Here is a 26,926-nt window from a genome sequence, read left to right as displayed (position 1 = left end):
TATTATTTGTAGAAATTCATCAAATCAATGTATTTCCACACTTCTGAGTGGAGCAAAGGCTGAATGTTTTTCCCTTCAGCAATAGCATTACGTATAAAAGTGGATGATATCTCCATAATTGGGGCGTCCACTTTTGTTATTTTAGGATGGTCTTCAAAAGCACTTTTCTTAGTGCTATTTTTTTCAAACCTTGGATAAACGTAAATATTGTTTTTAGCTAAAATAATTTCGTGGTTTTTCCATTTTTGGAAATTCCTTAGGTTATCTTCCCCCATGATTAAAGAAAAATGATAATCGGGAAACTTCTCCTTTAAGTGCACGAGCGTATTTACCGTATAGTTGGGTTGTGGTAAACCAAATTCAATATCGCTTGGTTTTAATTTCATATAACCTTCGGTAGCTTTATACACCATTTCCAACCGGTGGTGGTTGTCTAAAAGTGTACTTTTTTTCTTTAACGGATTGTGGGGCGTTACCACTAGCCAGACCTCATCCAGCCCTGTAAACTCTACCATATGGTTGGCAATGGCCAGGTGCCCAACATGAATAGGGTTGAATGTCCCGAAGTAAAGTCCAACCTTTTTTTTCATATCATTAATTTTTCAACCCGATAAAACCAGCTACCAAATCATAGGCTTCTTGTTTGGCCGTATCCAAATCGTAGTTTTTAATGATTTCATCAAACTGCGGAGCTGTCGCCAATTCCACCGACGCTTTAGCAATACGCATATTAATCTTATCGTCGCTTTCTGTTTTTCGTTTCTTGAGCCTAATTTTCAATTCGTCTACACTTGGCGGTTTTACAAAAACTGCCAATGTTTGTTCTGGAAACTTCTTTTTTATTCGTAATCCGCCAGCCACATCAATATCAAAAATTACATTTTTTCCCAATGCCCAAATGCGTTCCACTTCTGTTTTTAACGTTCCGTAGAAATTATCGCGGTACACCTCTTCCCACTCCAAAAAATCATCATTTTTTATGTGATCTTTAAACTGGCGTGCGGATAGAAAATAGTAATTCTCACCGTCTTTTTCGTCTCCTCTGGGCTCACGGGAAGTAGCGGAAATGGAAAATTCCAAATTCAACTCTGGGTAGTTGAGTAAATGTCTTACAATAGTTGTTTTACCGCTTCCGGAAGGAGCAGAAAAAATAATTAACTTCCCTCCTTTTCCTGAATTATTACCTGACATGTATTTTATTTTATCTGAATAGCACTCATTGAAAATAGCATTAATCGAAATACAAACGATTAAAGCACATTGAGCATTTGTTCTTTAATTTTTTCAAGCTCATCTTTCATTTGCACGACCAACTGCTGCATGGGTGCATAATTTGCCTTCGAGCCGATGGTATTGATTTCCCTACCGATTTCCTGACTGATAAAGCCTAATTTCTTTCCATTGGAATCGTCTGAATTCAACGTTTTTAAAAAGTAATCCAAGTGATTGGCCAAACGCACTTTTTCTTCAGTGATATCAAATTTTTCAAGATAGTAGATCAATTCCTGTTCAAAACGGTTTTCATCTACATTTTCCTTGAGGTCAGATACCGCCTTTTCCAGACGTTCACGAACTGCTGCCAACCTTTCCGGGTCTATAGCTTCTACTTTTTTCAGCAGCGAAAGAATATTTTCAATTCTTCCAACGAAGTCTTTTTCCAGCACAGCCCCTTCATGAGCCCTAAAAACATTAATTTCTTTTAAGGCTTCTTCCAAAGCATTTTTAATGGCTTTATATTCCTCTTCATCTATCTCATCGCGCTCTGCTTTTAAAGCATCGGGCATACGAACGGCCATTTTTAAAAGTTCAATATCATCTTTATCAGAAAATTTTGAAGGATTTACATTTCGCAATTGCTCCACATAATCCCTAACCACACTGGTATTCACTTGTGTATTTGTAGCTTCTCCCGTAATCTCTACATACAAACTAAAGTCAACTTTCCCTCTTTCAAGGCTATTGGCTATTAAGTTCCTCAACTCTATTTCCTTTTCCCTATACGAAGATGGAATTCTTGCATTGAGGTCTAAGTTTTTACTATTGAGCGATTTTAATTCTACGGTAATTTTTTTAGAAGGAAGTTGAATTACATTCTTCCCATAACCAGTCATTGACTTTATCATGCTTTAGTTTTATAGATAGGCAAAAGTACGAAATACTATAACTATTAAAAACTTACGTCCCCTTAGAAGCGGCTAATGAATAGATTTTTGGTTAAAAAACAAAAAACCACGCTAAAAGCGCGGTTTTAAGAACATATAAATGTTATTTTTAGTTAGTCTACCACAACAACAGGGTTGTCATTGGTCCAAGTTGTTACATCGGCAATGCTGTTATCTTGATAATTAACCTCGTTTAAGCTTTTATCACCCCAAAAAAACCATTTTCCAGTTTTCTTTCCGTTTTCATATTTAGCTATGGCAATCTTTTTACCTTCTTCGTTAAAAGCTTTCCATTCCCCGTGTAACTTTCCGTCTAAATAAAATCCTGTTTGAGCAATTGCTCCGTTATCATGGAAATAAGTAGCTTTTACCATATCTCCATCTCTTTCCAAAACTGGTTTTGGGGAAGCGTTTTGTGCAACCATAGTTAAGGAAAACATCACTGCGAATATTAGTACAATCTTTTTCATGACTTTATATTTTTTAAGAATTATTTTTATTACTTTACGTTATCATAACAAATATACACAAATAATTTACATTTAGAAAACGTTTACGTAACATTAAATTAACATTGGAATCTTTTTACGTTGATTTTTAGATATTTACAATATTAAGCCAATGTAAAATTTAACATTGGAAACCGAATTTTAACTAAAAATCATCTCTAATTTCCATCAAAGAATATCATTTTTCCCTTTTCTGCCATATCCATTTTTTCAGAGCGATTTACAATTGAAAAAATTTCTTTTCCCTACCGTATCTTATTACCTTTGCAGCTTATTAAATGATAAGAATTCATGTATAGAAGTCATACTTGCGGCGAATTGCGCAGCGAACACATAAACAATGAGGTTACCCTCTCCGGATGGGTGCAGAAAGTAAGGGATAAAGGATTTATGGTTTGGGTAGACCTGCGGGACCGTTATGGGATTACGCAATTGATTTTTGACGAGGAGCGTACCCCGAAAGAGGTGCTTGTAGCCGCGCAAAAACTAGGTCGCGAATTTGTTGTTCAGATTAAAGGGACGGTAATTGAACGTGAATCTAAAAACCCGAATATCCCAACGGGAGATATTGAAGTTTTGGTAAAAAGCATTGAGGTGCTCAACGAATCAAAAACCCCTCCTTTTACCATTGAAAACGAAACCGACGGTGGTGATGACCTTAGAATGAAATACCGTTATCTCGACATTCGTAGAAATCCTGTTAGAAATAGTCTTATTTTCCGCCACAAAGTAGCCATGGAAGTGAGAAATTATCTTTCTTCTGAAGGATTCATTGAAGTGGAGACTCCGTACCTGATTAAATCTACTCCGGAAGGTGCCCGCGATTTTGTAGTGCCTTCTAGAATGAATGAAGGTCAGTTTTACGCTCTTCCGCAATCACCTCAAACTTTTAAGCAATTGCTCATGGTGGGTGGTATGGATAAGTATTTCCAAATTGTGAAATGCTTCAGGGATGAAGACCTTAGAGCCGACAGACAGCCTGAGTTTACGCAAATTGACTGCGAAATGGCATTTGTGGAGCAAGAAGACATTTTAAATGTTTTTGAAGGATTAACGCGCCATTTACTGAAAAAGGTAAAAGGGGTTGAAATTGATGCTTTCCCAAGAATGTCTTACGACGATGCCATGCGCAAATATGGAAACGACAAACCGGATATTCGCTTCGGAATGGAGTTTGGAGAACTAAACGCCGTTGCACAACACAAAGATTTTAAAGTCTTCAATGACGCTGAATTGGTGGTAGGAATCGCTGTGCCAGGTGCCGCATCCTACACCCGAAAAGAAATCGATAAATTAATAGATTGGGTAAAACGTCCTCAAGTAGGTGCGTTGGGAATGGTGTACGTAAAATGCAATGAAGACGGAACTTTTAAATCTTCCGTAGATAAATTTTATGATGAAGAAGACCTTAAAAAATGGGCTGAAGCCACCGGAGCAAAGGCTGGTGATTTAATCTGCGTGCTTTCTGGACCTACAGATAAAACTAGAAGTCAGTTAAGCGCGTTGAGAATGGAAATGGCAGAGCGACTAGGACTTCGAAAAGCAGATGAATTTGCACCACTTTGGATATTGGATTTCCCATTGTTGGAGTGGGACGAAGAAACAGAGCGTTACCACGCGATGCACCACCCGTTCACGTCTCCAAAACCAGAAGACATCAAACTTTTGGATACCGACCCTGGCAAAGTAAGGGCGAATGCATACGATTTGGTACTCAACGGAAACGAAATTGGCGGGGGTTCTATTAGGATTTTCGACAAAGACCTTCAGGCGCTTATGTTTAAACACTTAGGCTTCACTGATGAGGAAGCAAAAGCGCAATTTGGTTTCTTAATGGATGCATTTCAATATGGTGCGCCCCCTCACGGCGGATTAGCTTTTGGTTTTGATAGATTGGTCGCTATCCTTGGCGGACAAGAAACGATACGTGATTTTATTGCTTTTCCTAAAAACAATGCCGGCCGTGACGTTATGATAGATGCGCCAGCTAAAATTGATAACGAACAATTAAAAGAACTTCACATAAAACTTAGTTTGGAAAACACTAAGAATAGTTAAGAAATATAAACTTTTATAACGCCGCCTCTAAAGAATTCGGGGCGCGTTGTAAAAGTTTATTATATTTAACAATAAATCGCGTCAAATTGTTTTTAGACTGTCGAAGGTTGTTTCGGCCTGTCTAGAAAAATATTGAAAATCAAGGAAGCAGCGCGGTTAAATGATAAAAATCTGTTTGAGGACGACCGAAGGAAGGACGAGTTATTTTTATCAGTGGCTGGGGGTTCCGTAGTATTTTCTTATATTTTTATAGCAAGCCTAGATTTTTTTGGTTCGTTTTTTCATCGATGGAAAAAATGAACGTATAATCTGAAAGGCACAATTGTTTAACTATCATATTTCATGATAACGACTTATACCAATTCTGATTTGAAATGGTATTATAAACCATAAAGAATGCCACATTCTAAAAAGAGTTTATATACACGTATACTCATTTGGCGCGCCAAACATATTTCGCAGCGTCAATTTGTTTACATCCTAAGTATTCTTGTTGGTTTCACCTCAGGAATAGGTGCGGTTATTCTAAAAAACCTAACGCACTTAATTCAGCATTTACTGGAAGGTAAACTGGTTCAGGAATATCACCATGCTTTTTATTTTGTATATCCGCTAATCGGACTCACGCTTACTTTTTTTATAATGAAGTATGTAGTACGCCATAAGGTAAACCACGGGATTCCTTCAACTTTGTTTGCCATTTCCAAACGAAAAGGAATCATGCGACGGTTTCAAATGGTGGGAAGTATATTAACTGCACCATTCACAGTTGGTTTTGGAGGTTCTGTCGGACTCGAGGGGCCTACAGTGGCTACAGGAGCGGCAATTAGTTCGAATATTTCACGCTTGTTTCACATGAACCAAGCCACTAGAACCTTACTCATTGGAGCTGCAGCCGCAGGCGCGATGTCTTCAATTTTCAAAGCCCCCATTGCAGCCATTATTTTTGCGGTGGAAGTCTTTAGCCTGGACCTTACACTGGCATCACTATTACCGTTGCTGTTGGCATCACTTTCCGGTGTAATTACTTCTTATTTTTTCTTCGGAAGTGATATTTTACTCCCCTTCAAATTAGAGGAAGGTTTTACGTTGAACGATGTTCCCTTTTATATTTTATTAGGTTCCGTAGCAGGCTTTACCTCTATTTATTTCACCAAAGTATACGGAAGCATTCATGCTTTTTTTGAGAAAATCAGTTCGCCTGTAAAAAAATTAATCATTGGTGGGGTACTCATAGGTATCATTGTTTTTTTTATACCACCATTGTACGGTGAAGGATACGAAGTAATTAACCACTTAGTTCAAGGAAATCCGAAAGAAGCTCTTAAAAATAATTTTTTCAATATCGATTTAGATAATGTATGGGTAGTAGTAGGATTGCTTACGGGATTGGTACTTTTTAAAATTGTGGCCAGCGCGATTACATTTGGTGCCGGTGGCGTTGGAGGTATTTTCGCTCCTACCCTTTTTATGGGAAGTATCATGGGCAACTGCTTGGCCAAAGTACTCAATAATATAGGAATTCTCAATCATCCTGTTTCTGAAAGTAATTTTACCTTGGTGGGAATGACAGGCTTGATGGCAGGTGTTTTACATGCACCTTTAACCGCTATTTTCTTAATTGCCGAACTTACTGGGGGTTACGAACTATTTATCCCTTTAATGATTACGGCGACCATCTCTTTTGCCATTACAAAATATTTTATTCCGCATTCGGTCTATACCATGGAACTGGCTAACAAAGGAGAATTGATTACGCATGATAAAGACCAAGCTGTATTAACGCTTATGGACATTAGTACTGTTATAGAGCGCAATTTTGTGCCGCTTTATCCAGATATGAACTTGGGCGATATTGTACACAATGCCGTTGTTAAATCCAACCGCAACATTTTCCCTGTTCTAAACCGAAAAACCAACTATTTGGAAGGCGTTATTTTGTTGGATGACATTCGCTCCATTATGTTCGACCAAAGTTTATATGAAGAGATAAAAGCTTCCGACGTTATGCAAAACCCACCAGCGGTTATAAAAATGCAAACCGATAAAATGACCCAAGTAATGAAAAAGTTTCAGGATAGCGGGGCGTGGAACTTACCTGTAGTCCGCGATGGCAAGTATTACGGTTTTGTTTCGAAATCCAAGTTACTCACCGCCTACAGAAGAAAGTTAATTTCGTTCACCAAATAGTTTTCAAATTTAATTTAACTTTGAAATTCAATGTTTCAAAAAAAATAGCATCCTAAACGTTTTAGATAACCTATTACTTTCGTTTAATGGATGATAATTTTGGAGATTTTTATGACATTTATTTTTTTTTGGCCTGACTAGAAAAATATTGAAAATCAAGGAAGCAGCAGGGGTAAATGATAAAAATCTGTTTGAGGCCGACCGCAGGAAGGGCGAGTTATTTTTATCAGTGGCTGGGGGTTCCGTAGCATTTTCTTATATTTTTATAGCAAGCCTAGATTTTTTTGGTTCGTTTTTTCATCAATGGAAAAAATGAACATATGATATTTAGGACAAATTTGGTTTCAAAAACAATATCCTCAGAATAGTAATTATTAAAAAATTTCAAATGAAAAGAATTGTTCAAATACTATTTATCGCTATTCTCATTGCCTTTGTTATTGGCTATTATTTTAAATGGCAAGAAGACCATGTTACAGGCGATAAGATTGTAGGTATTGCGGTAATTGTATCTGCATTTGTGTTCATTCCACTTTTCATCTATTCTCGTTCAAAAGGTAAAAACATTCAAGATTATATGATGACGAAAGAAAATCTTGATAAAATGAATGATAAAAAGGGGGAAAACACTGAAAATCAATAATTTTTAAAAGATTTTACCTAAATTTTATTTGCACTCCCAATTTAATTCCTACATTTGGTACTTTAATTTTTATTACATTTTATAATGACTGGTACAGTAAAATTTTTCAATGAATCAAAAGGTTATGGATTCATTACCAACGACGAAACAGGCAAAGACATTTTTGTTCACGTAACTGAACTTAAAGGTGTTGAGCTAAACGAAGGTGACAAAGTAGAATACGAAGAAGAAGAAGGAAGAAAAGGTATGGTTGCTGCCCAAGTGCAAGTAATCGGCTAAAGATATTTTATTTTTGTAGGTTACAAAGTCGTCCAATTTGGGCGACTTTTTTTGTTTGGACACATTTTAAATCGTATTTTTCATTTAAAATTACACAAATGAAATCTACCATTTTCTTTCTAGGCCTACTCTGCACTCTCGCCGGACTCCTAATGCTTTTCGTTTTTGCACTAAAAATGATCGGCTATATTCTTTTAGCGATTGGCTTTGTAATCGGACTCATATTCCTAATCTATAAATACAAAACGAGGGATTAGTTATTGAAACTTTCCTAATTAAGATTTCTCTTTTCAATAAAAAAGCGTTTTAGCAAATTGGCAGCTTCATCGGCCATAATTCCCGAAACTACTTCTGTCTTCGGGTGTAGCTGAGTTCCCATAGCCTTAAATCCACGTTGCTCATCGGCAGCCCCGTACACAATTTTACTAATCTGACTCCAATACAACGCTCCGGCGCACATTTGGCAGGGCTCCAAGGTGACGTAGAGCGTACAACCCGTTAAATATTTTCCGCCTAAAAAGTTTGCCGCTGCGGTAATGGCCTGCATTTCGGCATGTGCCGTAACATCGTGTAGGGTTTCGGTAAGGTTGTGGGTTCGGGCAATTATTCTGTTGTCTACTACAACTACCGCCCCAACTGGTATTTCGCCTTTTCGGTAAGCTTCCTCCGCTTCCTGCAAGGCTTTTTTCATAAAATAAGCGTCATCAAAGGGTTGTATCATACTACAAAGGTACAAATAGCTCGCTTTCATTTACTAGAAATACCTAACTTCGTGTTATAATCCTTCTAATTACTATCCGTGAAAAAAATTGCCATTGTTGGTGTAGGACCTCGGGGTCTTTCAGCTTTAGAGAGCTTGTTGGTTTCCATCAGTAATCAACAAAAAGAGGTGGAGATTACCTTATTTGATAATGCTGAACATCTCGGTGCCGGCGAGGTGTGGCGATTGAACCAACCTGATGTTAATTGGTTGAATATTTCCGAAAGAGACCTGGAAACATTAGACGGACGCAAAGAATTTTTATATCGCAATACTACGATACCGCATTTTCCTTCCTATCGTGAATGGGCAAACACGAATCATAAATCCAACAAGCCTGATTTTTTCCCACCACGTAACAAAATAGGAAGGTATTTTAAAGAACGCTTTGAAACTTTAAGTGCACCACTACTAAAAAATGGCCTTCTGGAATTGATAAGTACAGAAATTTCTCGAATTGATAAAGAAGGCGATAGGTTTCATTTGGAAGACACAAAGCAACATCATTATTTTTTTAATGAGGTATTACTAACCATTGGCCATCAACCAACGGAAAATTCTGAAGAGCTCAACGAATGGATGGATCATGCGAAAGGAAACAAAGCAGTGCTGTTGGCCGAAAAACCGTATCCCGTAGAATCTTTTTTAGCTTCAGAAGTCATTGATGGAAGTTCTCAAGTGGCCCTAAGAGGATTCGGACTCGCTATGATTGATGTAATGCGAGCACTTACGCTGGAAAAAGGAGGAAGGTTTGAGATTGTGAACGAAGAAACACTGGAGGGCGTATATCATCCAAGTGAAGAAAGTCCTAAAAAAATAATTCCCTTTTCGTTGGATGGAAAACCGCCCATTCCGAAACCCCTTACCAAAAAACTGGACGAACAGTTTAAACCTTCCAAAGCACAACTACAAACGTTTTCTTCCGCATTGACGGAGATAACTTTCGGCAATGCCGCAGTAGATAATATCGATTTTTTTAAGGAGGCGGTTGCCGAAGTAGCTTCAGGAGTCTATATAAAGAATCTGCTTCCGAAAGAACAATCCTATTCTTCCGAAGAAATTAGAAAGGTAATACTGGCTTGGCTTGATGATGAAGATTATTCACACCCATTGCTTTATGATGCTGAAAACAATACTAAAAAAAGCATTCAAGATTACCTAAAAATGGCAACGGGCAAAGGCGAAATATCGTTGGATTACTGCGTGGGGCAGGTTTGGCGGCACTGCCATTACCCTATTTTCGATGCGTTCTCTTACACCAACTTAGAAGAAGATATCTTGGTAAAGGCATTTAAACTTCATGGTAGGATGAAGCGCTATTCTTTTGGTCCGCCCGTTGAAAGCATGCAACAATTATGGGCGCTCATTCAAGCGAAAGTTGTAACGCTTCATTTTGTCGACAACCCAGATATTTCAACCATTCCCGAAGGATGGAAACTCAAAAAAGAAAGCAAAACCATAACCGTTTCGACTCTAATTAATTGTGTGCTGGATGCACCTCAACTGCTAAAAGTAACCTCACCATTGGTGAAGAACCTTTTGTGCAACGAATTGATTGCACCTGTGCATACAAAGCTCGGTATCGCTACAACCGAAGAAGCAAGCGTGCTCACCCCTGAAAACGGTGTAATACCCCCCCTTTCCGTTCTCGGCAGACTGGCCAAAGGAAGTGTACTTGGGGTGGATTCTATCTCCGCGTGCTTCGGCGAGCGCGTACAACAATGGGCAGATGCCACAGCAAGGCGGATGTAAACAGGAAAACATAAGTCGAGTTTTACAATGGCCATTGCTCGGCGAGGGTTTTATTGATAAGTGACTGACCGTTTGTTTCAACCTTCCTAATCTTCTGTTAAGCTTTCCTGCTAAGTGTTAAGGGCTTGCTAATCTGTAGGGATATTTTAGTTCAATTTCTTTAACTTTAAAATACCTAAACATAAACGCTACTATTACCATCAAACAACAAAACCATAAACGAAGGTCAATTTGATAAAATTTATTAGTGCGGATATGGGTCTACCTACACAATACAAATTAGTCTTAACAGCTTGCCTAGTGGCGGTTTTTGTTTCCTGCGGAACAACTAAAACGGCTACAGAAAGTACTTTTACTACGGAAGAAATTCCTGCACTTGCCAAGCTTATCCCAAGCGATGCCATTACACAGGATGGCCTATTTAAAGTTCACCAAGTAAACGATCGATACTTTTTTGAAATACCAGACTCGCTTTTAAGTAGGGAAATGCTAGTGGTTACCCGCTTTGTAAAAACACCCAGCGGTGCCGGAAATTACGGTGGGGAAGAGATTGGCGAGAAAACTATTTTTTTTGAAAAAGGTCCTTCCAACAAACTATTTCTTCGCATTTCCACTTTTGTAAGTGAGGCCAATGAAAACGATGCCATCGCCAAGGCAGTTAACAACTCCAATATCACTCCTATTTTACATGCCTTTGAGGTAAAAGCCCGAAACAAGGAGGATAGTACATCCGTCATTGAGGTAACCGATTTTATTAATAGCGAAAACAATTTGTTATCTCTTAGTTCCTCACAAAAAGAGAGTTACGGGTTGACTTCTTTGGAAAAAGACAGGTCTTACATTAAGGACATAAACTCCTACCCTATAAATACAGAAATAAAAACGGTAAAAACCTTTAATGCCAAAGCTTCGAAAGACCACAAAAAGAGTCTCCCTGCAGCCATGCTGTCGGGGGTGGTGACTTTAGAACTCAATAACTCTATTATTTTGCTCCCACAAAAGCCAATGAAAAAGCGCTTTTACGATCCACGTGTTGGCTACTTTGCGAGTTCCTATTATCTCTATGGAGACGACCAGCAGAAAGTAGATAGAAACACTTACATACACCGTTGGCGATTGGAGCCTAAGCCCGAAGATGTGGAGAAATGGAAACGCGGGGAATTGGTAGAACCTAAAAAACAGATTGTGTATTATATTGATCCCGCTACCCCTGAAAAATGGCGCCCATATCTTATTAAGGGAATCAACGATTGGCAAAAAGCCTTTGAACAAGCCGGATTTAAAAACGCCATTATTGGGAAAGAATGGCCAGAAGATAATGACAGCATGAGTTTGGAGGATGCTCGTTTCTCTGTGTTGCGGTATTTTGCATCGCCTTCCAAAAACGCCTATGGACCGAATATTATTGATCCGCGTAGTGGCGAAATTTTGGAAAGCCATATGGGCTGGTACCATAATTTAATGAACCTCCTTCATAATTGGTATATGATTCAAGCTGGAGCAGTAGACGAGCGCGCCCGAAAAATGACCTTCGATGACGAACTAATGGGCGAACTAATTCGTTTTGTTTCTTCCCACGAGGTTGGGCACACCCTTGGGCTCAGGCACAACATGGCGGCGAGTCATGCTACACCGGTGGAACGCCTGCGAGATAACGATTGGCTGACCAAAAACGGACATACGAGTTCGATAATGGATTATGCCCGCTTCAATTATGTAGCGCAGCCAGAGGACAGTGTTTCCGTAGAAAATTTAATGCCACGCATCAACGATTATGATAAATGGGCAATACAATGGGGGTATTCAGCATTTCCAGATAGTCTTTCTTCCGAAGAAGAAAAGAAAATCCTTAACCAGTGGGTGGCCGATAGCGTAAGTACGAATCCGCGTCTTTGGTTCGGCGGGGAAGGAAAAGATTTCGATCCGCGTTCGCAAACGGAAGATTTGGGTGACAACGCCATGGTAGCATCTTACTACGGAATTGAAAACTTGAAACGCGTATTACCGAATTTGGTAGATTGGACCGCAGATAATCCCAACGGCGATTATGAAGATTTGAACGCCATTTATAAAGATGCTCTAAAACAATACAGCAATTACCTTTTTCATGTAGCTAAAAATATTGGCGGGATTTACGTAACGCCAAAGTCGAGAAGTGATGAAGGCGACGTGTACCAAGCGGTTTCCAAGGGCAAACAGAAAGAAGCACTTATGTTTTTGAATACGTATCTTTTTAATGAACCCGAATGGCTGTTGGAAGATTCTATTCTGAACAAAACCCAAGAGCCCAACGCTAAATCGCCCACCACGGAAATTATGGAAAGTTTAATGCTGACCTTAATGGGTGGAAGCCGGATAAGTAGAATTTCGTTTGCGGCAGACCGATATGGCTTCGACGATCCGTATACTCCTGAAGAATATTTAAACGATTTAAGCGGATATATTTGGAGCGATTTAGATGTTTTCTACAATCCAACTGATTACCAAAGAAAACTACAAAAAACGTACGTTTCCGACTTAATAGCGCTCTACAAGCCCAATGAAGCCGAAAGCCCCATGGTGGGTTTAATGGCACAATTATCTAAAGAAAAAACTTATAACACTGATATCAGATCATTGGCACTCAATAAACTTATTACGCTTCGACGTAGGGTACAAAATGTATTGCCGAATGTATCCAATAAATTGGCAAAGGCCCATTTGCAGTATATTGTAAAGAAAATTGATGATGTAGTTGGCGAAACCAAATCGATGGAACCTATTTATCGTCCCATTCAACATTAAACTCTGTTGTAGTCTTACGTGCGTTTAAAGATTGTAAGCATTAACCATCATAACCGACTTCATATAATAGATTTTTAAAAGTAGTTTTCATGTCTGAGAATCCCCTTTATAATACACATTTTTCAATATTGGATTTAGTTCCCGTCACCCAAGGGAACACACCTTTGCAAGCCATTAAAAACAGTTTGGATTTAGCGCAGCATGCCGAAAAATTGGGTTATAATAGGTTTTGGGTTTCCGAACATCATAACATGGAAAGCTTGGTAAGTTCTGCTACGGTAGTGCTACTAGGCTATTTATTGCAGGGAACTTCTGAACTTAGAATCGGTTCTGGAGGTATTATGTTGCCCAACCATGCGCCTTTAATTGTAGCAGAGCAGTTTGGTACGTTGGCTACTTTGTATCCCAATAGAGTAGATTTAGGTTTGGGAAGAGCCCCAGGCACCGACCAATTAACGGCACAAGCCTTGCGAAGAGGCAAGCAGGAAAGTGTACAGGATTTCCCCAATGATATTGAAGAACTCCAGCGCTATTTTTCCGTTGAAAATGAAGATTCAAGGGTGCGTGCCATTCCAGGGGAAGGACTGGAAGTACCAATCTATTTATTGGGCTCTAGTACGTTTAGCGCATCCTTAGCCGCCAAAAAAGGATTGCCATATGCATTTGCCAGTCATTTTGCACCAGCACAATTATTCAATGCTCTTGACATTTACAATAATGAATTTAATGCTTCTGATAAGTTAGAGAAACCTTATTCCATGGCATGCGTAAATGTAATCATTGCGGATACTGATGAAGAAGCGAAACGACTTGCTACGAGCTTATACCAATTTGCGATGGGCGTGGTGACTAATATTCGCAGACCTTTGCCACCTCCTGTAGACTCCATGGACGATATTTGGACGCCCGAACAAGAAGCGGCTATTAAAAATATGATGTATTTTACATTTGTAGGCTCTAAAAAAACCGTTGACAACGAACTTTCAAAGTTTGTAAATGCCACGCAAGTAAACGAAATAATTGCTGTGTCTTACATTTACGATCACGACGCTAGACTTAAATCCTACGAACTATTGAGTGAATTGTTTTCTGAAAAAGTTGCCGTTTCTTAGTTTAATGGTAACGTAACTTTCAACGGAGTTGCAAGTTTTTTGGAAAAATCAGCTAAGTATGCTTCCCATTCTTTCTGGGTTGTAAATTGATTGCTTTTTTTCCACCCAAAACCAGCGTAATAAACCACTTCCCCGTTTTCAAGTTTTAACTCAGCATACAAATTACTTTCATCTTTTGCTGTGGTATCAAACTTGTCGAACGCTACAATGTTTTCAGGCTTGGTTACTATGCCCATACCAAGTTCCGAGCCTTCGTGTGGTTCCCAATAGCTCATCCAACCTTGCTCTATGTTTGTATTGGTGTCCCCTTCTTTTTTATGAAGTGTAATTCCGGTTGAAATGGTTTGAACACCCTGAACTTTAAGTTTGAATTTTGATAGATTCTGACCGTAATCCAAAGAGATATGTTTTTCTTCGGAAATAGATTTTCCCCCTGCATCCCAGTCGGCGTACTTTAGAACAAAACTAGTTCGCAATGGCCCGGTGGTAATGGTTTCCCAAGAAACAAAATTCTTGGAATAGAAATAACTTGTATCCACCTTTTTGGCAACACCACCAATACCGCGACTTTTACCAACGTGAAAATTATCGAGTCCCTCGCCAGTATCTTCGTGATACGTCCCGGTTCCTGAAACATATTTTTCATACCATTTATTTATAATGGGATACTCCACTCTTTTCAACCAAGCGTCAATGCCGCTGGAAAGGGTTCCACCCTGTATGCTATCTTCCACCATTTTTTGTGCTTTGGGACCATACGTTCTAAAAGCCACACGGTTGTTTTCCCAAGCGTAATCGTCTGTTCTTTCCGGCACAAAGCGGGAAAAACAAGCGGGGACACTATCCGTTTTATAAATGGTTTCCTTCGGGAAAATCTCAAATTTCATTTTAGAGGACGCCTTTATTTCCGGTTGAAAAATAAGTAAATCCCATTCCCCATCTTGGTCTTCATCAATCAATTGAGAAACAAGTTCGCTTTCAGAAGATGCATCTTTCACGCCCCAATTAGCATATTTCTTTTGTTCTTCAGACTGGGAAAGTTCAGAAAGATCAATTTCCACTGTTTCAAAAGAACGATTAATGTCCAAGCTATTTTCAACTTCAACAACTATGGTTTCCGTCTGTTTTGCACATGATGAAACTAGAATTGTTGCACAGAAAAGGGAATAAATAAAAGGTTTCATAAGTTTTAGTCTTCGTTTGATGGTTTTCCGATGGTAGCCAAAATACCACCATCCACATACAAAATATGTCCATTTACAAAATTACTTGCTGCGGAAGCCAAAAAGATAGCCGCACCGCCCAAATCTTCTGGGTCTCCCCATTTAGCGGCAGGCGTTCTGTTTACAATAAAGTCGTTGAAAGGATGTCCATCCACACGAATAGGCGCGGTTTGCGAAGTTGCAAAATACCCCGGGCCAATACCATTAACCTGAATGTTGTGTTTAGCCCATTCCGTAGCCATATTTTTAGTAAGCATTTTTAGTCCGCCCTTTGCAGCCGCATATGCCCCAACGGTATTTCTTCCCAATTCTGTCATCATCGAACAGATGTTGATTATTTTACCGCTTTTTCTTTCTATCATTCCTTTCACCACTTGCTTGGAAACAATAAAAGGTGCCACTAAATCCACGTCGATTACTTCCCTAAAATCGGACACATCCATGGTTTCCAGCGGAATTCTTTTAATAATCCCTGCGTTGTTCACCAAAATATCGATAGGCGCTACTTCCTTTTCAATCGCCGCGATAGCTTCGGATACTTCATTTTCCTTAGTTACATTAAATTTATAACCGTAAACTTTAATGTTCTCCTTTTTGTATTCGGTAATGGCATCGTCTATTTTTTGTTGGGAAGAATTCCCATTAATAACAATGGTAGCTCCTGCTTTTCCTAGCTGCATGGCCATGGCCATTCCCAAACCGTGAGTGGCGCCTGTTACCAATGCTGTTTTACCTTCTAAATTAAAAAGTGATAAACTCATTCGTGATTAATTTTATCTCAATTCTTTAATTGCTGCTTTATCCATGTCTGCATAATCCAAATTCTCGCCGGCCATTCCCCAAATAAAGCTATAGTTGGAAGTTCCTGACCCTGCATGGATAGACCAAGGTGGCGAAATAATGGCTTGGTGGTTGTGCATCCAAACATGCCTAGTTTCTTGCGGTTGCCCCATAAAATGGCAAACTGCTTGATCTTCTGGCACATCTAAGTAAAAATATACTTCCATTCTTCGGTCGTGAACATGTGCTGGCATGGTGTTCCAAACACTTCCTTTTTTTAGTTCGGTAAGTCCCATTTGCAACTGACAGGTTTCTACGATACCTCCGATAATCAATTGATTTACTGTTCGGTCGTTAGCAGTTTCCAAAGAGCCCAGTTCCAATTTATTCGCTTCTTTCATCCCCACCTTTTTGGTAGGAAGTTCCTTATGGGCGGGTGCAGAGTTAATATAAAATTTAGCGAGGTTATTGCTATCAGCACTTTTAAAAATCACTTCTTTTTTCCCTCGCCCTACGTACAAGGCTTCTTTGTGTTCCAAAGAAAACACTTCTCCGTCAACGCTCACCTCGCCTTTAGCACCAACATTTATAATACCCAGTTCACGACGTTCTAGGAAATATTCAGCTTTCAAAGGATCAATCGGCTCCAACTTTAGTGGCTTTTTAGGCACTGCAGAACCCGCGATGTATCTATCGTAATGCGAATAGGTAAGATTTATTTCGTCAACTTTCATTAAATCGCCTATTAGGAAAGTGTCCCTTAAGGCCTGTGTATCCATTTGTTTCACTTCATTTGGACTCGAAGCGTACCTTGTATTGTATTTCATTTATCTAAAGTTTTATTGCAAACTTTCTATTCCCTTTATATTTTTAATAGTTGCCAAAAACATGACTTCAGGAATTGAAAGTTGCGGTTTCATCCTAAATTTAATCATTACGAAGTGCAATGTAAATAAATTTAAATAATTTTACAATCGATTGCAAATATTTTGAAGACTTTTCACCTGAAATTGAGCAAACGCACCCGGTTTTACAGGAACTTTGCACCAAAAAACATAAAGCCAGGAAGAGAAACACAGAAATATCTATATTTACGCTGAATTTGAGAGGCATATAGCTTTGAATCAACCCATTTGTATTAATGAAAAAAAGTAAACCCACCATTCATGAGATTGCCAAGCTTTTGAATATTGACAGCTCTACGGTTTCCAGAGCACTTAACGACAGTAAGTTAGTTACTCAAAAAACAAAAGACAAGGTGCTTAAAAAGGCAAAAGAGATTGGATATCAACGCAACATGTTGGCCTCCAATTTACGCAAAAGCAAATCCAATACCATTGGAGTAATTGTACCAAGAATAAGTAGGCACTTTTTCTCATCTACAATTGCTGGAATTGAAGAAGCAGCCTACACACACGGATACAACGTTGTTATTGCGCAATCTATGGAGAAGCTGGAACGGGAAAAAAGGATAGTGGGAAACTTTATCTCCAATCGCGTGGATGGCGTACTCGTTTCCGTCTCCATGGAAACCGTTAGCGCGGAGCATTTAGAACGCTTTAATCAAACCAATACGCCCTTGGTTTTTTTCGACCGAGCACTACCAAACGTAAACAATAGCAAGGTTCTCATAGATGACTATCAGGCGTCTTTACAAGCTACCGAACATCTTATTGAAATGGGATGCAAGAAAATCGCACACCTTTCAGGACCTAAAAATCTTGCTATATACAAAAACCGTTTAAAAGGATATAAAGACGCATTAAAGCTAAATGATATTCCTTTTGACAGCAAACTCGTATTTGCCTCCGCCCTCCATCAAGAAGACGGCTACCGCCTTGCGGACGACATCATAAAAAGCAAAAAGGCAATAGATGGAATTGTATCTGCAAACGATCTTGCTGCCATCGGCGCAATGAAAAAACTTAAGGAATCCAAAGTAAGAATCCCAGAAGATATTGCTGTCGTGGGCTTCAGTAACGAACCGATGTCAGCCGTTATAGAACCAGCGCTTAGCACTGTTGATCAGTCTGGTTACGACATAGGAAAGATTGCCTGCAACCTTTTGATTGACAGCCTTAAAAACGACGGCGCCATTGCCACCAAGACGGTCACTTTAAGTCCTACACTTATAAAAAGAGCTTCTACTTTACGTTAGAGTATTTTCATCTACATTCAGGATAATCACTAATTACTCAAAATATTCCTTGCAATTTTAACAATAGTTGAAATAAACACTATTTGCTTTACGAAATAATTTTTACAATCGATTGTATTTTTAATTTTGGTTTTGTATCATTGTGCTGAATTAACTAACATTTCACACTTAATCAATATGAAAAAACAATGGTTCAAAAAGATTTTGACACCTTCAGAAACATACTTCCTACTATGTTTTTGCATGTTGTCAATGCTCGTAAACGCATCCAACCTAAACACACCACCCATTCAAAATTCCGTGTCCGGTGTGGTTACCACTGTAGATGGAACACCCTTACCTGGGGTTGCAGTAACGTTGAAAGGAACATCAACTGGAGTTGTAACCGATTTTGACGGGAACTATGAAATAAATGTATCTGGCACAAACGCTGTATTAGTATTCAGTTATATCGGTTTTGCCACAAAAGAAGTTTCCGTAAACAACCAAACAACCATTAATGTAACACTTCAAGAAGATGTTTCCCAATTGGACGAAGTTGTTGTTGTAGGTTATGGAACACAAAAGAAAAGTGACATCACTGGCGCTGTATCTTCGGTAAAGTCGGAAGACCTCGTGGCATACCCTGTTCAAAATGCAGAACAAGCATTACAAGGACGTGTTGCCGGGGTAAATATTCAAACAAATAATGGTGGAGAGCCTGGTGCGCCACTAAAAATAAGAATTCGTGGGGGTACGTCTATCAACGCTGGGAGCGATCCATTAATAGTTGTAGACGGTTTTGTTGGAGCACAGATGCCTCCTGCGGAAGATATTGCTTCCATGGAAGTTTTGAAAGACGCGTCCGCTACCGCTATCTACGGTTCCCGTGGTGCAAACGGTGTAATTATGGTAACTACCAAAAAAGGAAAGATTGGAAAAGCATCTATTGAATTAAACTCATCGTACTCGCTTCAAGAAGTGACCAACGAACTCGATATGCTAAACGCAGATCAGTTCGCACAATACAGAAGCTCTTACAGCTCAAGCTATGTGCAAGGTCCTGCCAATACAGACTGGCAAGATGAAATTTATAGAACTGGTGCAATTGCCAATCACCAAGTATCTGTTTCTGGAGCTACTGACGATGTAAATTATTATGTTTCGGGAACTTTTTTCGACCAAGAAGGGGTTGTGCTGGGTTCTGACTTAAATCGGTTTTCTTTCTTGAGTAACGTAAATGTTCAGGCAACTGAAAAATTAAAAGTTGGGATGAATCTTTTTGGAAATAGAATTTCAAAAGATGGGGTACCCACACAAACAGGAAGTGGAGGAACAGGACAGGCAGATGTTATTTCTTCCATTTATAGATTCGCACCAGATTTGGGAATCTACGATGCGAATGGCGACTTAACTATCAATTCTCTAGGTGATGACATCGACAACCCATTTGCTGTTGCAACTTTAAATGTAAATGAAAAAACTTCTGACTTATTTAGAGCCAACTTATTTGCTGAGTTGGAAATCTTTAAAGGACTTTCCTTTAAAACTACTTTCGGTTTTAATACAGGAAATACTATGGAGGGAAGGTTTGTGCCTTCTACGCTATTGGCCGGCGCAGGTATAGGCGGAGAAGCCAACATTACTACCAGCAAATCTACCGACTTAATTTCTGAAAATTATTTAACCTACGACCGCACTTTTGGAAATCATGCTCTAACCTTAATGGGAGGTTACTCTTACCAAAAAAATAAAAATGAGTATTCTTATGCCGCATCCCAAGGTTTTGTTACCGACAATGTTTCCTATCGAAATCTTTCTGGAGGTGCTGTGTACCTAAGACCGGATTCAGGTTTAAGCGAAATTGAACTGGTCTCTATGTTTGGGAGATTGAATTATGGCTTCGACGATCGCTACTTAATAACCTTTACAGCAAGAAGGGATGGTTCATCTAACTTCAGTAAAAACCACAAATACGCATTTTTCCCCTCCGGGGCACTTGCTTGGAACATGAGTAACGAAAGCTTTTTGGAGAACAGCAACACGATTTCCAATTGGAAGTGGAGAGGTAGTTACGGTTTAACCGGTAATCAGGCGATTCCTGCATACGGAACTTTGGCCAGGTTTTCTGAAATCTATACCGTAATTGGCGATAACATCGTAAACTCTGTCGCGGTTACTGAGTTTGCAAACGATAACCTCAAATGGGAAACTTCATACCAGTTAAATGTTGGGGTAGATTTAGGGTTTTTCGGAAACCGATTGAACACTTCTTTTGATTACTACAATATTGAAACCAAAGATTTGTTGTTTCCAAGACCGTTGCCTGAAATAAGCGGGATAGCAGATGCTATCCAAACTCAGAATATAGGTTCTTTGGTAAATAAAGGGTTCGAAATATTCATCAGCAGTAAAAACATATTGAACGAAAACTTTACATGGACAACAGATTTTAACATCTCTAAAAACATCAATGAAATAACGAAATTGCCCGATGGTGAGGATATCATTTATCCTTCTGCTCCAGGGCACTTTTTACAAGACGAATCTCAGATTCTTAGAGAAGGAGAACCAGTTGGAGCCTTTTATGGATATATATATGATGGGGTAATTCAAGATGGAGACAATGTGCCTCAAGGATTCGAAACCCAACCTGGAGGAGAACTATTTAGAGATATTGCTGGAAGAAATGCAGATGGAGAGATTGTAGACACTCCAGATGGAATGGTAAACTCTGATGATAAAACTATCATTGGCGATCCAAATCCGGACTTTACAGGAGGTTTAAACAACACCTTCACTTACAAAGGTTTGGATTTTAATATTTTCTTCCAAACGGCCATCGGAGGTGATATTTTAGACTATACACTGTTAGAACTTGGCTCTGGTGATTCTAATGCTACTACGGAAGTTCTTAATGCTTGGACTCCGACAAACACCAACACCAATGTTCCTTCTGCGGCTGTTAGGGAAAAAAGGATTACATCCAGATACATCTACGACGGAAGCTACGTGCGACTTAAAAACGTATCCTTAGGTTATAGCCTTCCCTCCCAAGTTGTTGAACGTTTAGGTGTTCAAAACCTAAGGTTCTACATCAGTGGTCAAAACTTGTTAACCTTCACCGATTATCCCGGTCTGGACCCAGAAACTAGCTATCGAAGCAACGGAGGTCAAGGAGCTAATACAAATTTAGGATTGGCCTACGGAAACTACCCGAATGTAAGGTCGTTTACTTTAGGAATGAACTTGAAGTTTTAAAACGGTTTAATCACTAAATGTTTATAAGCTATAATCTAGATACAGAGGATAATATTAAAACACACACAATGAAAAATATAATTTCAACATTCATCATAGGATTGCTTCTCATAGGTTGTTCCGACCTTGAGGAAGAGCCAGTAGGTCTACTGTCTCCCAATTCTTTTATAAAAACCCCACAGGATTTGCAAACTGCGGTTAACGGTAGCTTTGGGTACATGGCTTCTGAAAAATATTGGGGAAGAAAATTAACCCTTTCCATCATGCTTCGCGGCGATATGGTAGAAATAGGAGACTTAGGAACCCCTGCTAGAAGACAGGATATTAACAATTTTTCCGCGAGAGATGATAACGGAATGGTTACAGCCTTTTGGCCACAATCGTATGCCATTATTGGTGCTGCAAACCAAGCGTTGGACGGCGCAAAACAAATAGAAGGTGACGAAGATGTTATAAATGCAATCGCTGCACAAGCGAATTTCTCCAGAGCTTTTGCTTATTACCATTTGGTACGGATATTTGGGGACATTCCTTACATAGACGAAGCAGTTACAGATGTAAAAACGATAGAAACCATTTCCAAAACTTCGGAAGCGGAGGTATATCAAAACATCATAGCTGATTTAGAGTTTGCGAAACAGTGGCTGCCCGACAATCAACCAACACGCTCGTTGCCTTCCAAAGCTACTGCAATGGCATACTTGGCTTCTGTGTATCTAACTTTGGGAGAATATCAAAAAGCGTATGATGAAGCGAATGCTATTATCACTAACGCTGGTAAATATAACTTAGGCTTGGAAGCCGACTTTCAAGATCTTTTTGATGCTGAAAAGGCGGGAGCTTTAAAAGAACCTTTATTTACTATTAATTATATCGGTCAAAATAGTCAAGGGGATTTAGGAGATGATTTAATTATACCGCTAACCGCCATTCGCGAGGATGAAAAAGGAGTTCCTAATGGTGGGTGGACCGTTGCCGTACCAAGTCTAAAAGTTTTTGAAACTTGGGATGAAAAGGATTATAGAAGATCTGTAAGTTTTGATACTATCGCGGTTTTCAATGGCAACGTTGAACCTTACACACGTTTTGCCGAGTTTTCCGATCGTGGTGTTAACAGACCTCATATTGCAAAATATTCTAGGTTTCCAGGGCTAACAGCATCCAATGGGCGTCAATCTAGTCATCATTATATCACTATGCGTTATGCTGAAGTTTTATTAATTGCTGCGGAAGCCTTAAACCAATTACAGCCGGGAAGTAGCCAAGCTATAGATTTAGTAAACCAAGTACGAGCAAGAGCAAGAAACAAAGGTGGGGTAATGTCTAATTTCCCTGAAAATTTACCAAACGGATTATCGCAACAAGCTCTCCACGATGCCATCATTGAAGAGCGTAGGCTAGAATTGGCTTTCGAGTTTAAAAGATGGTACGATATTAAGCGACTGCAAATAGGATCATCAGTTTTTGATGCTAACGGATTGGAACCGCATTCCAATTTTGATGAAGGAAGGGATTATCTATTCCCACTTCCGGGAGATGAACTTGCAAGAAATCCTAACTTATTACCAAATAACCCCGGTTATTAAACTACTAGAATGATCAAATTAGTAAATTATTTTTTAGCAAGCGCTGTACTAGTTTCAGCCTTAAGTTGTAAACAAAAATGGGAAATTAAAGAGGTAGCTTCAGATGAAGTTACCTCCATTTCTTCCGATTCCTTGCTGAAGGTACGGTATCAAAAGTTATTGGACTATGCTCCCGATTCATTGTCTTTTCCTAGAAGTTATTCCGAAGAAAAAGGAATACGAAAGGTAAATTCAAGGGATTGGACTGCGGGATTTTTTCCTGGTAGTCTTTGGAAAATATATCAACTAACCAACAATCCGGCTTATAAAAAACAAGCCGCTGTTTGGACGGATTTCATGGAGAAGGAGAAATATGACACTCATACCCATGATACAGGTTTCAAAGTTTTTTGCAGTTTCGGAAGCGGACTACAAACGGAAGAGAATGAGGCTTACGAAGATGTAGTTGTCCAAACCGCTAAAACGCTAAGTACTCGTTTTAATGAAAATGTGGGTTGCATCCGTTCGTGGGATTTTAACGCCAAAGAATGGGAGTTCCCTGTAATTATTGATAATATGATGAACCTCGAACTTTTGTTCGAAGCTACTAAAATTTCTGGGGACAGTAGCTACTATAAAATTGCTGAAAAGCATGCCAACACTACTCTAGAAAACCATTTCAGAAGCGATAACAGTACCTATCACGTGGTAGTTTACGACAGCATTAACGGCTCTGTAAAAGACAAGGTAACACATCAAGGCTTCAACGACGAGTCTGGCTGGGCGCGTGGACAAGCTTGGGCAATTTATGGGTACACCATGACGTACCGTTATACAAAAGATCCTAAGCACTTAGATATTGCTAAAGCTGTACTGGATTACTACTTAAACCATGATAACCTTCCAAAAGATGGGATTCCCTATTGGGATTTTAACGACCCGGACATCCCGAATGCCCCTCGGGATGTATCGGCTGCTACGATTGTGGCCTCCGCCTGTTTAGAATTATATTCTTACACTGAAAGCGACATTTATTTAAACTATGCCAATAAGGTTTTGGAAAATTTAAAGAGTGAAGAATACCTTTTAAATCCAGAAGTGGAAGCCCCTTTTATTCTAAAACACAGCACAGGAAATTGGCCTAAAAACGATGAAATAGATGAACCTATAAATTACGGCGATTACTATTTCTTGGAAGCATTGGTTAGACAAAAAGGTTCCCCCAGCCCCAATTAACCAACCAAAACTTTAAAAAGATGAAAACTTTACTTATTTCTTTTTTACTTATGGCAAGCATTCCGCTTGTTGCACAAACCACCGTTCTGAATCCGATTTCTGACGGATTTGTAAATAGTAAACACCCAACCAATAACTACGGAAGTCAGTCGAACTACACCATTCAACCTAAAGCTTCCGAGACACGCGAATATTTTGTGAAATTTGATGTAAGCGCCGTAAACACCTCAGCAAACTCTGTTACCCTTGAACTTTATAATACCGAATGGAATAACAGTGTTACCAACGTTGTTTTTGCCGTGCAAGATGTACAAAGTGATTCTTGGAGCGAATCCAGTTTAACTTGGAACAACAGACCTTCATCCTCTGGCAATAATTTAGATTCGGGGACAGAAGCTAATGGAGGTTACACCTCTTTTGATGTCACCAATTTTGTAAACAACCAAATTAATGGAGATGGAATAGTTTCCTTTTACGTCTATGTGGATATGTCCTGGGGAAGCAATGGTGTTTGGGATCAACGAGTGGATATTCATTCAAAAGAAAGTCCGAATCCTCCTAAGTTAACAATTAGTAATTCAGACAGCTCAGCACCTTCAACACCCGGAAATTTGGTAGCTTCCAATATTACTGAAACCTCTGTAGATTTAAGTTGGAGTGCCTCCACAGATAATATTGGGGTCACAAAATATGAAGTTCTTAAAAATTCAGGTTGGGATCAATCTGTATTTGGCAATCCTCCATCTACTTCTGCAACCGTTACTGGCCTAACACCAAGGACCACCTATATTTTTTATGTTAAAGCCGCTGATGCAGCAGGAAACTTTTCTGGAAACAGCAGTGCAATTACGGTGAAAACTGCCGGAACCTTATCTTCTTACACCCAAATACGTGAGGACAATTTTGAAAATTATGCTGATGGAACCGAAACCATCGATTACTATTACGAGCAAAATTGTGATGTTGGTCCGAGCTGCGGAACACCATGCAGTTCGTCTCCTTTGAAGGTTTCTGATGATTTATCCAGATGCGGATCCAAATCCTTACGATTTACACGGTCTTATGAAGAAAAAGTACTTACCGGCGGAAGCTACTGCAGCGCAAGAAACGAAATAGGAAATTATGAAGATGCATTTGCGAGCTACGGCGATGATGTGTGGATTGGCTTTAGCGTTTACATAAAAGACAATTATTTGCAGGACAAATGGTCGAGTGAGAATGTTCATATTTTTCAGTTTAAAAACATAGACGCGGGAGGGGGCGGAAATCAGTACGGCTCTATTATTACCCATAAAGTGGATGGGGTTTACAAATATGATGTAGCCGGTTATGGCGATGTGTCGGATGTTGTCTTAAACCAGTGGACGGATATTGTAGTGCATTTAAAGTATGGAACCAACAACGATGGTGTAATTGAAGTTTGGATTGGGGACGATTATGTTAAAAAAACAAACGTAGATTTTCCTGAAAAACAAAGTTGCTATGTAAAGTTTGGAACCTACAGCGATGTTCTAAAAAACACCGACCCCATGCATGAGGTTTATTATGATGAAATTAAATTTGGATTGGCTCCCGATGGCGGCAATTACAAAAATGAGGTAGATTGCGACTGTTCACAAACTGCTCAAAGCGCACAAACCATTGAAAAATCCAATAAGAATGTATTGGTATATCCTAATCCTTCAGGCGGAAAGGTTATGCACATAAACAACTTAGAAGAAAAACCAAACCAAATATCGCTTTATACCTTTAATGGCGATGAAGTACCAATTGAAACAGAGATTCTGGATCAGGAAAAAATAAATTTAAATATCAATAAGGAAGTATCCCCAGGTACCTACGTATTGAAATTACAATATGACGGACAAAAAACCGTCAACAAGACCATCATTATTAAATAATGCATTCGGTTAGATTAAATTTAGTTAGTTGCAGGGCCATTTCGAGAGAAGTGGCTTTTGCTTTTTAACTCAATTCCCATTAGGAATAATTGAAATAAGACTAAAGCATTTCAAGAATTTCTTCGGAAGTATAGTACTCAAATACCCTTTTTTTTACCTCAAAATCTTCCGTTAAAATAACTGTGGCGGGAAGTGAAAATGGAATATCATTACGTGATGCCAACAAAAGTGGAATTTCATGAATACCATTTCGCTGGGTTTTCGCCTGTTCATTTGAAAAGGTTTTACCGTCAAAAGCAATACTTTCTTTACTTTCTGCATCCATCATTACGGCGTAATATTCCGTATTGAGTTTCTCAATTACTTGAGCGTTTGTAAATACCCACCTTTTTATCTTTTTACAATACGCACACCAATCAGCATAAAAGAAAATGAATACTGGTTTCTGCTTTTCTTTTAGCGCATCCTCCAGCGCTGGAAATGTTTTCCAGTGGATTTCTTCCTTTTGCTGCGCCAAGGAAACCGTTGCAAAGCAAAAGAAAATCATATAAGATATTAACCACTTCTTCATTTC

At 39.1% G+C, this 26,926-nt stretch carries 22 protein-coding genes; 13 read left to right on the top strand and 9 right to left on the bottom strand.

From position 1 onward, the window contains the following. Nucleotides 1-2: 2 nt before the first annotated feature. From nadD to NDQ75_RS05465, 4 genes are all read right to left on the bottom strand, one after another. Nucleotides 3-590, bottom strand: a complete 588-nt coding sequence (gene nadD / locus NDQ75_RS05480; RefSeq protein WP_202028388.1) for a nicotinate (nicotinamide) nucleotide adenylyltransferase — start codon at nucleotides 588-590, stop codon at nucleotides 3-5. Nucleotides 591-594: 4 nt separating this feature from the next. Further along, nucleotides 595-1,191: a guanylate kinase gene (gene gmk, locus NDQ75_RS05475; RefSeq protein WP_202028387.1), complete on the bottom strand. Its 597-nt coding sequence runs from the start codon at nucleotides 1,189-1,191 to the stop codon at nucleotides 595-597. Between the two features lie 59 nt (nucleotides 1,192-1,250). Beyond that, a complete protein-coding gene (locus NDQ75_RS05470) occupies nucleotides 1,251-2,123 on the bottom strand; it encodes a YicC/YloC family endoribonuclease (RefSeq protein WP_202028386.1) in 873 nt (290 codons plus the stop codon). A gap of 152 nt (nucleotides 2,124-2,275) precedes the next feature. After that, on the bottom strand, nucleotides 2,276-2,632 hold the full coding sequence (locus tag NDQ75_RS05465) for a toxin-antitoxin system YwqK family antitoxin (RefSeq protein WP_202028385.1): 357 nt from the start codon (nucleotides 2,630-2,632) through the stop codon (nucleotides 2,276-2,278). 330 nt (nucleotides 2,633-2,962) lie between these two features. Between NDQ75_RS05465 and aspS the strand changes: the two genes are divergently transcribed. The 5 genes from aspS to NDQ75_RS05440 all read left to right on the top strand — a co-directional run bounded on the left by aspS (nucleotide 2,963) and on the right by NDQ75_RS05440 (nucleotide 8,098). Next, nucleotides 2,963-4,729 carry an aspartate--tRNA ligase gene (gene aspS / locus NDQ75_RS05460; protein ID WP_202028384.1) on the top strand — a complete coding sequence of 589 codons (1,767 nt, stop codon included), beginning with the start codon at nucleotides 2,963-2,965 and terminating at the stop codon, nucleotides 4,727-4,729. 396 nt (nucleotides 4,730-5,125) lie between these two features. Further along, the gene (locus NDQ75_RS05455; RefSeq protein WP_202028383.1) at nucleotides 5,126-6,919 is read left to right on the top strand and encodes a chloride channel protein; all 1,794 of its coding nucleotides are present in this window, start codon (nucleotides 5,126-5,128) and stop codon (nucleotides 6,917-6,919) included. Between the two features lie 388 nt (nucleotides 6,920-7,307). Continuing rightward, the gene (locus NDQ75_RS05450) at nucleotides 7,308-7,562 is read left to right on the top strand and encodes a hypothetical protein (protein ID WP_202028382.1); all 255 of its coding nucleotides are present in this window, start codon (nucleotides 7,308-7,310) and stop codon (nucleotides 7,560-7,562) included. Nucleotides 7,563-7,646: 84 nt separating this feature from the next. Next, nucleotides 7,647-7,841, top strand: a complete 195-nt coding sequence (locus NDQ75_RS05445) for a cold-shock protein (protein WP_202028381.1) — start codon at nucleotides 7,647-7,649, stop codon at nucleotides 7,839-7,841. A gap of 98 nt (nucleotides 7,842-7,939) precedes the next feature. Beyond that, complete coding sequence (locus NDQ75_RS05440) at nucleotides 7,940-8,098, top strand: hypothetical protein (protein WP_202028380.1); 159 nt, start codon at nucleotides 7,940-7,942, stop codon at nucleotides 8,096-8,098. A 14-nt stretch (nucleotides 8,099-8,112) separates the two neighbouring features. Here the strand turns inward: NDQ75_RS05440 and NDQ75_RS05435 are convergent, their stop codons facing one another. Next, the gene (locus tag NDQ75_RS05435) at nucleotides 8,113-8,562 is read right to left on the bottom strand and encodes a nucleoside deaminase (protein ID WP_202028379.1); all 450 of its coding nucleotides are present in this window, start codon (nucleotides 8,560-8,562) and stop codon (nucleotides 8,113-8,115) included. A gap of 78 nt (nucleotides 8,563-8,640) precedes the next feature. Between NDQ75_RS05435 and NDQ75_RS05430 the strand changes: the two genes are divergently transcribed. The 3 genes from NDQ75_RS05430 to NDQ75_RS05420 all read left to right on the top strand — a co-directional run bounded on the left by NDQ75_RS05430 (nucleotide 8,641) and on the right by NDQ75_RS05420 (nucleotide 14,249). Continuing rightward, nucleotides 8,641-10,353 (top strand): FAD/NAD(P)-binding protein, encoded by a 1,713-nt coding sequence (locus tag NDQ75_RS05430; protein WP_202028378.1) that lies wholly within the window; start codon nucleotides 8,641-8,643, stop codon nucleotides 10,351-10,353. A 231-nt stretch (nucleotides 10,354-10,584) separates the two neighbouring features. Then, nucleotides 10,585-13,137 (top strand): zinc-dependent metalloprotease, encoded by a 2,553-nt coding sequence (locus tag NDQ75_RS05425; RefSeq protein ID WP_242513659.1) that lies wholly within the window; start codon nucleotides 10,585-10,587, stop codon nucleotides 13,135-13,137. 89 nt (nucleotides 13,138-13,226) lie between these two features. Further along, nucleotides 13,227-14,249 (top strand): LLM class flavin-dependent oxidoreductase, encoded by a 1,023-nt coding sequence (locus tag NDQ75_RS05420; RefSeq protein ID WP_202028377.1) that lies wholly within the window; start codon nucleotides 13,227-13,229, stop codon nucleotides 14,247-14,249. On the opposite strand, the gene NDQ75_RS05415 is transcribed toward NDQ75_RS05420, so the two are convergent. The 3 genes from NDQ75_RS05415 to kduI are packed head-to-tail and all read right to left on the bottom strand — an operon-like array spanning nucleotide 14,246 to nucleotide 17,079. Continuing rightward, the gene (locus tag NDQ75_RS05415; RefSeq protein WP_202028376.1) at nucleotides 14,246-15,433 is read right to left on the bottom strand and encodes a DUF4861 domain-containing protein; all 1,188 of its coding nucleotides are present in this window, start codon (nucleotides 15,431-15,433) and stop codon (nucleotides 14,246-14,248) included. The two genes, NDQ75_RS05420 and NDQ75_RS05415, sit on opposite strands and share 4 nt — an antisense overlap. A gap of 5 nt (nucleotides 15,434-15,438) precedes the next feature. Next, entirely contained in the window at nucleotides 15,439-16,233 is a 795-nt protein-coding gene (locus NDQ75_RS05410; protein WP_202028375.1) for a gluconate 5-dehydrogenase, read from the bottom strand. Between the two features lie 12 nt (nucleotides 16,234-16,245). After that, nucleotides 16,246-17,079, bottom strand: a complete 834-nt coding sequence (gene kduI / locus NDQ75_RS05405; RefSeq protein ID WP_202028374.1) for a 5-dehydro-4-deoxy-D-glucuronate isomerase — start codon at nucleotides 17,077-17,079, stop codon at nucleotides 16,246-16,248. 314 nt (nucleotides 17,080-17,393) lie between these two features. On the opposite strand from kduI, the gene NDQ75_RS05400 reads away from it, so the two are divergent. The 5 genes from NDQ75_RS05400 to NDQ75_RS05380 all read left to right on the top strand — a co-directional run bounded on the left by NDQ75_RS05400 (nucleotide 17,394) and on the right by NDQ75_RS05380 (nucleotide 26,352). Then, nucleotides 17,394-18,410 (top strand): LacI family DNA-binding transcriptional regulator, encoded by a 1,017-nt coding sequence (locus tag NDQ75_RS05400; protein ID WP_202028373.1) that lies wholly within the window; start codon nucleotides 17,394-17,396, stop codon nucleotides 18,408-18,410. 177 nt (nucleotides 18,411-18,587) lie between these two features. Next, nucleotides 18,588-21,650, top strand: coding sequence for a SusC/RagA family TonB-linked outer membrane protein (locus NDQ75_RS05395; protein ID WP_202028372.1), 3,063 nt, complete (start codon nucleotides 18,588-18,590; stop codon nucleotides 21,648-21,650). Between the two features lie 68 nt (nucleotides 21,651-21,718). Then, a complete protein-coding gene (locus NDQ75_RS05390; RefSeq protein ID WP_202028371.1) occupies nucleotides 21,719-23,236 on the top strand; it encodes a RagB/SusD family nutrient uptake outer membrane protein in 1,518 nt (505 codons plus the stop codon). Nucleotides 23,237-23,245: 9 nt separating this feature from the next. Beyond that, nucleotides 23,246-24,451, top strand: coding sequence for a glycoside hydrolase family 88 protein (locus NDQ75_RS05385; protein WP_202028370.1), 1,206 nt, complete (start codon nucleotides 23,246-23,248; stop codon nucleotides 24,449-24,451). 20 nt (nucleotides 24,452-24,471) lie between these two features. Then, nucleotides 24,472-26,352, top strand: coding sequence for a CBM96 family carbohydrate-binding protein (locus tag NDQ75_RS05380; RefSeq protein ID WP_202028369.1), 1,881 nt, complete (start codon nucleotides 24,472-24,474; stop codon nucleotides 26,350-26,352). A 100-nt stretch (nucleotides 26,353-26,452) separates the two neighbouring features. Here the strand turns inward: NDQ75_RS05380 and NDQ75_RS05375 are convergent, their stop codons facing one another. Then, on the bottom strand, nucleotides 26,453-26,923 hold the full coding sequence (locus tag NDQ75_RS05375; RefSeq protein WP_202028368.1) for a thioredoxin family protein: 471 nt from the start codon (nucleotides 26,921-26,923) through the stop codon (nucleotides 26,453-26,455). Between the last annotated feature and the right edge of the window lie 3 nt (nucleotides 26,924-26,926).

The organism is Galbibacter mesophilus, from assembly GCF_023721415.1.
GTDB classification, from domain to species: Bacteria; Bacteroidota; Bacteroidia; order Flavobacteriales; family Flavobacteriaceae; genus Galbibacter; species Galbibacter mesophilus.
Note: the sequence above shows the minus strand (reverse complement) of the source record. Positions and strands in the feature narration are given on the sequence as shown.

Bases quoted from the DNA above. Each gene is read 5' to 3' on its own strand.
- NDQ75_RS05455 (WP_202028383.1), top strand. From the start codon at position 5,126: ATGCCACATTCTAAAAAGAGTTTATATACACGTATACTCATTTGGCGC.
- NDQ75_RS05415 (WP_202028376.1), bottom strand. From the start codon at position 15,433: ATGAAACCTTTTATTTATTCCCTTTTCTGTGCAACAATTCTAGTTTCA.
- NDQ75_RS05385 (WP_202028370.1), top strand. From the start codon at position 23,246: ATGATCAAATTAGTAAATTATTTTTTAGCAAGCGCTGTACTAGTTTCA.
- nadD (WP_202028388.1), bottom strand. From the start codon at position 590: ATGAAAAAAAAGGTTGGACTTTACTTCGGGACATTCAACCCTATTCAT.
- NDQ75_RS05400 (WP_202028373.1), top strand. From the start codon at position 17,394: ATGAAAAAAAGTAAACCCACCATTCATGAGATTGCCAAGCTTTTGAAT.
- NDQ75_RS05450 (WP_202028382.1), top strand. From the start codon at position 7,308: ATGAAAAGAATTGTTCAAATACTATTTATCGCTATTCTCATTGCCTTT.
- NDQ75_RS05390 (WP_202028371.1), top strand. From the start codon at position 21,719: ATGAAAAATATAATTTCAACATTCATCATAGGATTGCTTCTCATAGGT.
- kduI (WP_202028374.1), bottom strand. From the start codon at position 17,079: ATGAAATACAATACAAGGTACGCTTCGAGTCCAAATGAAGTGAAACAA.
- NDQ75_RS05380 (WP_202028369.1), top strand. From the start codon at position 24,472: ATGAAAACTTTACTTATTTCTTTTTTACTTATGGCAAGCATTCCGCTT.
- NDQ75_RS05435 (WP_202028379.1), bottom strand. From the start codon at position 8,562: ATGATACAACCCTTTGATGACGCTTATTTTATGAAAAAAGCCTTGCAG.
- NDQ75_RS05465 (WP_202028385.1), bottom strand. From the start codon at position 2,632: ATGAAAAAGATTGTACTAATATTCGCAGTGATGTTTTCCTTAACTATG.
- NDQ75_RS05440 (WP_202028380.1), top strand. From the start codon at position 7,940: ATGAAATCTACCATTTTCTTTCTAGGCCTACTCTGCACTCTCGCCGGA.
- gmk (WP_202028387.1), bottom strand. From the start codon at position 1,191: ATGTCAGGTAATAATTCAGGAAAAGGAGGGAAGTTAATTATTTTTTCT.
- aspS (WP_202028384.1), top strand. From the start codon at position 2,963: ATGTATAGAAGTCATACTTGCGGCGAATTGCGCAGCGAACACATAAAC.
- NDQ75_RS05420 (WP_202028377.1), top strand. From the start codon at position 13,227: ATGTCTGAGAATCCCCTTTATAATACACATTTTTCAATATTGGATTTA.
- NDQ75_RS05470 (WP_202028386.1), bottom strand. From the start codon at position 2,123: ATGATAAAGTCAATGACTGGTTATGGGAAGAATGTAATTCAACTTCCT.
- NDQ75_RS05445 (WP_202028381.1), top strand. From the start codon at position 7,647: ATGACTGGTACAGTAAAATTTTTCAATGAATCAAAAGGTTATGGATTC.
- NDQ75_RS05395 (WP_202028372.1), top strand. From the start codon at position 18,588: ATGAAAAAACAATGGTTCAAAAAGATTTTGACACCTTCAGAAACATAC.
- NDQ75_RS05410 (WP_202028375.1), bottom strand. From the start codon at position 16,233: ATGAGTTTATCACTTTTTAATTTAGAAGGTAAAACAGCATTGGTAACA.
- NDQ75_RS05375 (WP_202028368.1), bottom strand. From the start codon at position 26,923: ATGAAGAAGTGGTTAATATCTTATATGATTTTCTTTTGCTTTGCAACG.